Raw genomic sequence first — 7554 nt, 5'->3', positions numbered from 1 at the left:
TGGGCGTGGAGATTTATGCCTCTGGTCATCGGCGGTGGCCGGATGAGGTGAAGGCTCGGGTGGTCGCCGATACACTGCAGCCGGGGGCCACGGTAAGCGTCTCGGCATGAGCAAACCTGAGGCTGCCCGCTACCGTATGACGAACTGGAAGTCCTACAACGAGTCTTTGAGGCGGCGTGGATCGCCACTGATCTGGATGGACAAGGACATGGTGTGGCTGGCGAACAAGGCGGGTCGTCGTGGTCGCCCGCCGGTGTTCTCGGGTGCGGCCATCCAGTTCTGCCTGATGGTGAAGGTGCTCTTCGGGCTGCCGCTTCGGCAGACAACCGGAACGGTGGCCAGCATCCTGGAGATGGTCGAGCTCGACTGGCCCGTGCCGGACTTCTCCACCATGAGCCGCAGACAAAAAACCCTCACTGTCCAGAGATCCTGCCGGCGCGCACCAGGTCCTCTGAACCTGCTGGTGGACAGCACCGGGATCAAGTTTCTCGGCGATGGAGAATGGCTGGCGCACAAGCATGGCACCCACCGCAAGCGCCAGTATCGCAAGGTCCACCTGGCAATGGATACAGACACCGGCGACATTCGGGCGGTGGAGTTCACTTCCAGCCTCGAAGGCGACGGTCCTGAGCTATCTGACCTTCTGAAGCAGATTCCGCCGGAGGGGCTGGTCGGCACCGTGACCGGCGACGGTGCCTTCGACACCCGGCGATGCCACACCGCAATCGTGGACCGTGGCGGCACGGCCATCATCCCGATCCGGAAGAATGGTCGCCTCTGGAAAGAGGACTGCCCTGCCGCTCGCGCTTGCAACGACATCCTCCGGGCGACCAAACGTTTCGGTCGGGCGAACAGGAAGGTCTGGTCCGGCTATCACGTCCGAAGTCGGATCGAGGCAAGGATGCGCTGCCTCAAATCCTTCGGTGAGCGCATCGCCTCGCAAGACCCCGACAGACAAGCGGCCGAGATCTACATCCGCGTCGCGCTCATGAACCGCTTCAACGCACCCGGCACCGCCGAAATCGAGCGCCTGGCCTGAGCTTAATGGGTAAGGGAGAGCCCTGCTCCGACGCCGAGTTCTGCAACAATGCCCAACAACGCCCATGAAAATTGCTTTTCGCAAGCATGCTTTCGAATTGTCCCCGGCGCGGGCCGGGCGTAGTCTGGCCCTCAGTCGAATGTCAGGGACCGAACCGATGAAACCTGCCAAGGCGCCCCGCCGATCCCTTCTGCCGCTGCTGGTCCTGGCCGTTCTGGCCGGGCTGGTCATCGGTGCCGTCTGGTGGGCGACGCGCCCCGGCCCCCTGCTGATCCAGGGCGAGGTCGCGGCCCCGCGGGTCGATGTCTCGGCCCGCACCTCGGGCCGGGTCACGCGGATCGAGGCCGATCTGGGCCAGCGGGTCGAGGGCGGACAGCTGCTGGCCGAACTGTCGAACCCGCAGCTGGTCACCGCCCATGCCGCCGCAGCATCAGGGCTGGAGGTCGCCCGCGCCTCGGAGGCCGCGGCCGGCGCCACCCGCCCCGAGGTGATCCGCGCCCGCGAGGCCGAGCTGGCCGCGGCCCAGGCCGATCTGCGCCTGGCCGAGGAGCAGCTGGGCCGCGACACGGGCCTGTCGCAGCAGGGCCTGCGCCCGCAGGCGGCGCTGGACCAGTCGACGCGCAACCTCGACGCCGCCGCAGGCCGGGTCGAGGCCGCCGAGGCGCAGCTGGACCTGGCCCGGGCCGGGGCCTCGCCCGAGGAACGCGAGGTCGCCGCGGCCCAGGTCGCCCAGGCCGAGGCCGCGCTGGCCCAACGCCAGGCCGATCTGGACGAATTGCGGATCTTCGCGCCCATGTCGGGCGAGATCTCTGGCCGCACGATCGAGCTGGGCGAGAATGTCGGCCCGGGCGCGCCGCTGTTCACCATCGTCGATCTGGACCAGGCCTGGTTCACCTTCAACCTGCGCGAGGATCTGCTGGCGGGGCTGGAGATGGGCGACCGGCTGACGATCCGCATCCCCGCCCTGGACCGTGAGGCCGAGGCCGAGATCACCCTGATCAACGTGCAGGGCCAGTTCGCCAGCTGGCGCGCCACCCGCGCGACGGGCGATTTCGACCTGCGCAGCTTTGAGCTGCGGGCCCGCCCCGTCGCGCCGCTGGAGGGCCTGCGCCCCGGCATGTCCGCGCTGATCCAGCTGGACCGCTAGGGCCATGCTGGCCGTCATGGCGCGCGAGATCCGCCTGCTGCCGCGCCGCCCGGCGCTGGCGGGGCTGGTGATCGTGCTGCCGCTGATCATGTTGCTGGTCCTGGGCGGCATCTTTCGCGCAGGCATTCCCACGGGCATGGCGGTGGCGGTGATCGACCTGGACCGTTCGGATCTGTCGCGGGCCGTCACGCGGATGCTGGACGCGGCGCCCGAGCCGACCGTGACCCATCGCGCGTCCGATCTGTCCGAGGCACGCGCGCTGATCGTGTCCGGCGCGGTGCGCGGCGCGGTGCTGATGCCCCAGAACCTGGAACGCGACATCACCCGGGGCGCGCGCCCCGAGATCGTCACCTTCTACGACAACCAGCACATGAGCGCCGGATCGCTGGTCGCCCGCGGCGCCCGCAATGCCATCGACACGGCGCTGGCGGGCCTGCGCCTGTCGGTGCGCCAGGGTCAGGGAGAGGCGCCCGTGCAGGCCATGGTCGCGCTGCAGCCCATCCCGATGCAGGCCCATGCGCTGTTCAACCCGGCCTTTGATTATGTGCATTTCCTGCTGGCCGCGCTGATCCCCACGGTCCTGCAGATCATCGCCGCCGCCGCGACCGCCTATGCGGTCTCGCTGGATTTCGGCCCGGGGCGGCATCCGCGCGTGCTGATGCGGATGGCGGGCGGCATCCTGCCCGCGATGCTGGGCAAGATCCTGCCCTATACGGTCGTCTTCCTGCTGCTCCTGGGCCTGTCGGACGTGGCGCTCTATGGCTGGCTGGCGGTGCCCTTGCGCGGGTCGCTGTGGCTGATGGCGCTTGGCGCGGTGCTGTTCGTGCTGGCGTCGCAGATGATCGGCGCGCTGGCCTTCGTGCTGTCGCGTGACATGGGCCGGGCGGCCAGCCTGATCGCCATCATCACCGCGCCGGCCTTCGGATTCATGGGGCTGGGTTTCCCGCGCGAGGCGATGTCGACCCTGGCCCAGGCCTGGGGCGCGGCCATTCCCGGCACCTGGTATGTGCAGCTGCGCATCGACCAGTCGCTGCGCGCGACGCCCTTGGACATCTCCGCCATGTCGGTCCTGTGGCTGGCGGTGATCGCGGGCGTGCTGGCCACGCTGATCCTGGCGCAGCTGTCGCGCCTGGCCCGGCAGGAGGTCGCGTCATGACCGCGCTGGCCACCGCCTTCCGCGCCGAGCTGGCCGCCGTGCTGGGCGACCGGCAGGTGCGCATGATCGTCCTGCTGGCGCTGGTCATCTATGCGCTGATCTATCCGCTGCCCTATCGGGCCGAGCTTCTGCGCGATGTGCCGGTGGTGCTGGTCGATCAGGACGGATCGACCGCTTCGGCCGATCTGGCGCGGCGCGTGGACGCGTCGGAGGCCGTTGCCCTGACCCATCTCGCCCCCGACATGGCCGAGGCCACGCGGCTGGTCCATGAACGCCGCGCCTATGGCGTCATGCTGATCCCCGACGGGTTCGAACGCGCCCTGCTGCGCGGCGATCAGAGCCCCGTCGCGCTTTATGCCGATGCCAGCTATTTCCTGATGTATCAGCGCGTGATGCAGGGCGCCGCCGTCCCCCTGCGCCAGATGGGCGCCGAGGTCGAGGCCGGGCGCCTGATCGCCCAAGGCACGCCCCGCGCCGTGGCCACCGCCCAGGTCAGCCCCGCGAACCAGATCGAGGTGCCGCTGTTCAACCCCGCGGCGGGCTACGCGACCTATGTGCTGCCCGCGGCCTTCGTGCTGATCCTGCAGCAGACGATGATGATGGGGCTGGCCTTGGCTGCGACCCGGCGCGGGCCGCTGCCCGGCCATCCGGTCTGGCGGCTGCTGGGCCGGGCGGGGGCGTGGCTGGCCATCTGGGCGGGGCTGCTGCCGGTCTATCTGATCGTGCTGCCGGTGCTCTATGGCCTGCCGATCCTGGGCGGGCCGGGGGCGCTGATGATGCTGGGCCTGCCCTTCCTGCTGGCGGCCGGGTTTCTGGCGCAGCTGGTCGCGGCGCTGTTCCGGCGGGGCGAGGTCGTGCAGGTCGTGCTGCTGGCGCTCGGGATGCCGTTCTTCTTCCTGTCGGGCTTCGCTTGGCCGGTCGAGGCGATCCCGGCCCATCTCAACGCGCTGGCGCAGCTGATCCCGTCGACGGCGGCCATCGACGGGCTGGTGCGGGTCATGCAGATGGGCGCGACCCTGCCCGAGATCGCGCCCATCCTGTGGCATCTGTGGGCCTTGGCCGCGGGGCTGGGCCTCGTGGTGCTGGCGGTCGAGACGGTCAGCCCGTCACGGCCAGCAGCGCCAGATAGAGGACCGACGGCCCCATCAGACAGCCCAGCCCGGTGAAGAAGGTCGCCGTCATCGCGCCATAGGGCACCAGCCGCTTGTCGGTCGCGGCCAGCCCCCCGGCCACGCCGCTGGTCGTGCCCATCAGCCCGCCATAGGCCATGGCCGATTTCGGGTTGTTCAGCCCGATCAGCGGCGCGACCAGCGGCGTGCCGATCATCACCAGCACCGCCTTCAGCAGCCCCGCAGCGACCGACAGGGCGATGACCTCGGAACTGGCGCCCAAGGCGGTGCCGGTCACCGGACCCACGATATAGGTCGCCGCACCCCCGCCGATCGTCGCCATGCTGACCGCATCGGTATAGCCGAAGGCCGCCGCGATCGCCGCGCCCACCGCGAAGGACACCACGATCCCCAAGGCCAGCGCGCTGACCCCCGCCGCGCCGGCCTTGCGGATCTCGCGCATGTCGACGCCGTAAGCGGTCGAGACGATGGCCAGGTCGCGCAGCATCGCGCCCCCCATCAGCCCGATCCCGGTGAACAGCGGCACATCCGCCAGCCCGCGGCTGCCCCCGGTCATCATGCCGCCGATCCAGGCCAGGATCAGACCGATGATGATGGCCACTGCCGATCCGTGCAGCCGACCCGCCGTCAGCCGGTCGGACAGCTGATAGGACAGCCACATGACGCCGCCCACGAACAGGAAGGCAAAGACCAGGCCGTTGCGGGCCAGAACCTCGACGATCAGTAAGCGGCGGCGCCGCCTCACCTGGTTTCAGCTTGACGGGTTGAAGTTCCAGGGCAGCAGGTCGTCGATCTTTGCCTGAGGATGGCTGGCTGCCACCGCTTCCAGGGTTGCCTTGAGGTAGGCGAAGGGTTCGACGCCGTTGACCTTTGCGGTGGCGATCAGGGATGCGATGCGCGCCCAGGATCGGCCACCCTCGTCATGGCCTGCGAAGAGCGCATTCTTTCGCGTCAGCGCGATCGGCCGGATCAGGTTCTCGACGTTGTTGGAGTCGATCTCGACCCGGCCGTCGCGCAAGAAGGTCTGCAACCCGCCCCAGTGACGATGGATATAGGCCAGCTTCTCCCCGAGGCGCGACCTCATCGATATGCGCCGACACTGCAGCTGCAGCCATTCCCCGAATGCGGCGATCAGCGGCGCACTGCGCGCTTGGCGGGCCGACAGCCGCTGGCCCGGGTCCATGCCACGGATCTCGGCCTCGATCCGGTAAAGCTCGGCTATCCGGCACAGGCCCTCGGCCGCGATCTTGGAGCCGTCGCGATCAAAGATCTCCTTCAGTTTTCGCCGGACATGCGCCCAGCAATAAGCGACGGTGATCGGTGCGCCGCCTGTCCGGGACGGACGCGTCAGACGGTTGTAGCCGGTATAGCCATCCAGCTGCAGGGTGCCGTCAAAGCCATGGAGGATGCGCTCTGCGTTTTCGCCCGCGCGGTCGGGCGCATAGGTGAAGACCACACCGGGCGGATCGCCCCCGCCCCATGAGCGGTCATCGCGCGCCAGGGCCCAGAGGTAGCCCGTCTTCGTCCGGCCTCGGCCAGGATCGAGCACGGGTGCCGTGGTTTCGTCCATGAACAGCTTGCTCGACGTCTTCAGGTGCTCTGTCAGCCGATCGACCACGGGACCGAGGTGGAAGGCGGCGGTGCCGACCCAATCAGCCAGCGTGCTGCGGTGAAGCTCGATGCCCGCGCGGGCAAGGATTTGGCTCTGACGATACAACGGCAGATGGTCCGCGTATTTGCTGACCAGCACATGCGCCAAGGCGCCCTCAGTGGGTAGGCCGCCATCGATCAGGTGTGCGGGTGCCGGTGCCTGGGTCACGCCCTCTGCACACCTGCGGCACGCATATTTTGGGCGCACGGTCACGATGACCCGCAGTTGCGCGGGCACGATATCCAGCCGCTCGGTCCGGTCTTCGCCGATGCGGTGCATCTCACCACAGCCACACGGACAGAGCAGACTGCTCGGCTCGATCACGCGTTCTACGCGGGGCAGGCTTTCCGGAAGATGCCCGCGATTGCGGCGGGCGGCCCGGCGCGGGGGCGTGCGGGGCGCAGTCTCCGCATCCTGCCGGGTCTCGGCCTCGGCCAACGCGGTTTCCAGATCCTCGAAAGCCAGCTGACGCTCGTCGTCGTTCAGCTTCTCGGAGCGTTTGCCATGCAAGACCTGGTTCAGCTCGGCGATCAGATGCTCCAGCCGCCGGTTGGTTTCCTGCAGCGCGTCCCGTTCCCTCAGCACGGCAAGAACAGCGGCGCGCTGGCTTTCGGGGATGGCGGACAGGTCGATGGACGGAGCGGCGGACATGAAGTCATCATACCCTGATCCGACTGTAGTTGAACGCTTTTATTGCATTCAGGTCATTCTGAAACGGCTGGCTTTGGGGTTTCCAGAGGTCGGACCCGCCGCCAGTCGAGGCCGGCAAAAAGCGCCTCGAACTGCGTTCGGCTCAAGGTCATGGCCCCGTCCCGGATGGCCGGCCAGGTGAAGCTGTCGGCCTCAAGGCGCTTGTAAGCCATCACCAGCCCGCTGCCGTCCCAGAACAGGATCTTCAGCCTGTCGGCGCGCTTCGAGCGGAACACAAAGATCGTGCCGGTGAAGGGGTCTTCCGCCAGCATCGACTGCGCCAAGGCTGCCAATCCGTCGTGCCCCTTCCTGAAGTCCACCGGCTTGGTCGCCACCAGGATCCGCATGCCCTGCGACGGCATCAGCACGGCGCGGCTCCAAGAGCACGGACAATCTCGGCCAGCCGAACGGCGGGCGTGTCCGCGGCCAGCTCAAGCCTCACCTCCCCGATAATGATCCTGATCCCCTCGTCTGCAGCGCGCCCGTCGTAGGAATGGACAGCAGGCGGTGTATCGCAAACCACCAGCGAGGCAAAGACCGGCTCTTCGGCCAAGATGGCTGGCAGCACCAGCTTGCCCTGCTTGGCCAGCCGCCGCCACGCCGATACCTGGTTCGGCTGCACTCCATAGTGATCCGCCACTGCGTTTACCGTGGCCCCCGGCTGCAGTGTATCGGCGACCACCCGAGCCTTCACCTCATCCGGCCACCGCCGATGACCAGAGGCATAAATCTCCACGCCCA

At 68.2% G+C, this 7554-nt stretch carries 9 protein-coding genes; 5 read left to right on the top strand and 4 right to left on the bottom strand.

Annotated features, from left to right (window positions below; all coding sequences use genetic code 11):
• Window positions 1-5 precede the first annotated feature (5 nt).
• The 5 genes from GBJ34_RS21275 to GBJ34_RS19125 all read left to right on the top strand — a co-directional run bounded on the left by GBJ34_RS21275 (window position 6) and on the right by GBJ34_RS19125 (window position 4508).
• Complete coding sequence (locus tag GBJ34_RS21275) at window positions 6-110, top strand: transposase (RefSeq protein ID WP_226341283.1); 105 nt, start codon at window positions 6-8, stop codon at window positions 108-110.
• A complete protein-coding gene (locus GBJ34_RS19140) occupies window positions 107-1039 on the top strand; it encodes an IS5 family transposase (protein ID WP_151720790.1) in 933 nt (310 codons plus the stop codon). Before GBJ34_RS21275 ends, GBJ34_RS19140 begins: the two co-directional genes overlap by 4 nt.
• A 157-nt stretch (window positions 1040-1196) precedes the next feature.
• The gene (locus GBJ34_RS19135; protein ID WP_051911464.1) at window positions 1197-2186 is read left to right on the top strand and encodes an HlyD family secretion protein; all 990 of its coding nucleotides are present in this window, start codon (window positions 1197-1199) and stop codon (window positions 2184-2186) included.
• A 4-nt stretch (window positions 2187-2190) separates the two neighbouring features.
• Window positions 2191-3342 carry an ABC transporter permease gene (locus GBJ34_RS19130; RefSeq protein WP_151720789.1) on the top strand — a complete coding sequence of 384 codons (1152 nt, stop codon included), beginning with the start codon at window positions 2191-2193 and terminating at the stop codon, window positions 3340-3342.
• Window positions 3339-4508, top strand: coding sequence for an ABC transporter permease (locus GBJ34_RS19125; protein WP_035714904.1), 1170 nt, complete (start codon window positions 3339-3341; stop codon window positions 4506-4508). The genes GBJ34_RS19130 and GBJ34_RS19125 overlap by 4 nt, the downstream gene beginning before the upstream one ends.
• Here GBJ34_RS19125 and madM read toward each other — a convergent pair.
• From madM to tnpA, 4 genes are all read right to left on the bottom strand, one after another.
• Window positions 4441-5217, bottom strand: a complete 777-nt coding sequence (madM, locus tag GBJ34_RS19120) for a malonate transporter subunit MadM (RefSeq protein WP_226341282.1) — start codon at window positions 5215-5217, stop codon at window positions 4441-4443. The genes GBJ34_RS19125 and madM overlap by 68 nt on opposite strands.
• A 6-nt stretch (window positions 5218-5223) precedes the next feature.
• Complete coding sequence (tnpC, locus tag GBJ34_RS19115) at window positions 5224-6774, bottom strand: IS66 family transposase (protein ID WP_035714907.1); 1551 nt, start codon at window positions 6772-6774, stop codon at window positions 5224-5226.
• 53 nt (window positions 6775-6827) lie between these two features.
• On the bottom strand, window positions 6828-7175 hold the full coding sequence (tnpB, locus tag GBJ34_RS19110; protein WP_084695240.1) for an IS66 family insertion sequence element accessory protein TnpB: 348 nt from the start codon (window positions 7173-7175) through the stop codon (window positions 6828-6830).
• Window positions 7175-7554, bottom strand: a 380-nt coding sequence (tnpA, locus tag GBJ34_RS19105; RefSeq protein ID WP_226341281.1) for an IS66-like element accessory protein TnpA, incomplete at its 5' end; no start/stop codon positions are given. The genes tnpA and tnpB, both read right to left, overlap by 1 nt.

It is taken from the genome of Gemmobacter serpentinus, from assembly GCF_008973825.1.
Lineage (GTDB): Bacteria > Pseudomonadota > Alphaproteobacteria > Rhodobacterales > Rhodobacteraceae > Gemmobacter > Gemmobacter serpentinus.
This window is presented reverse-complemented; position numbering and strand designations above follow the sequence as displayed.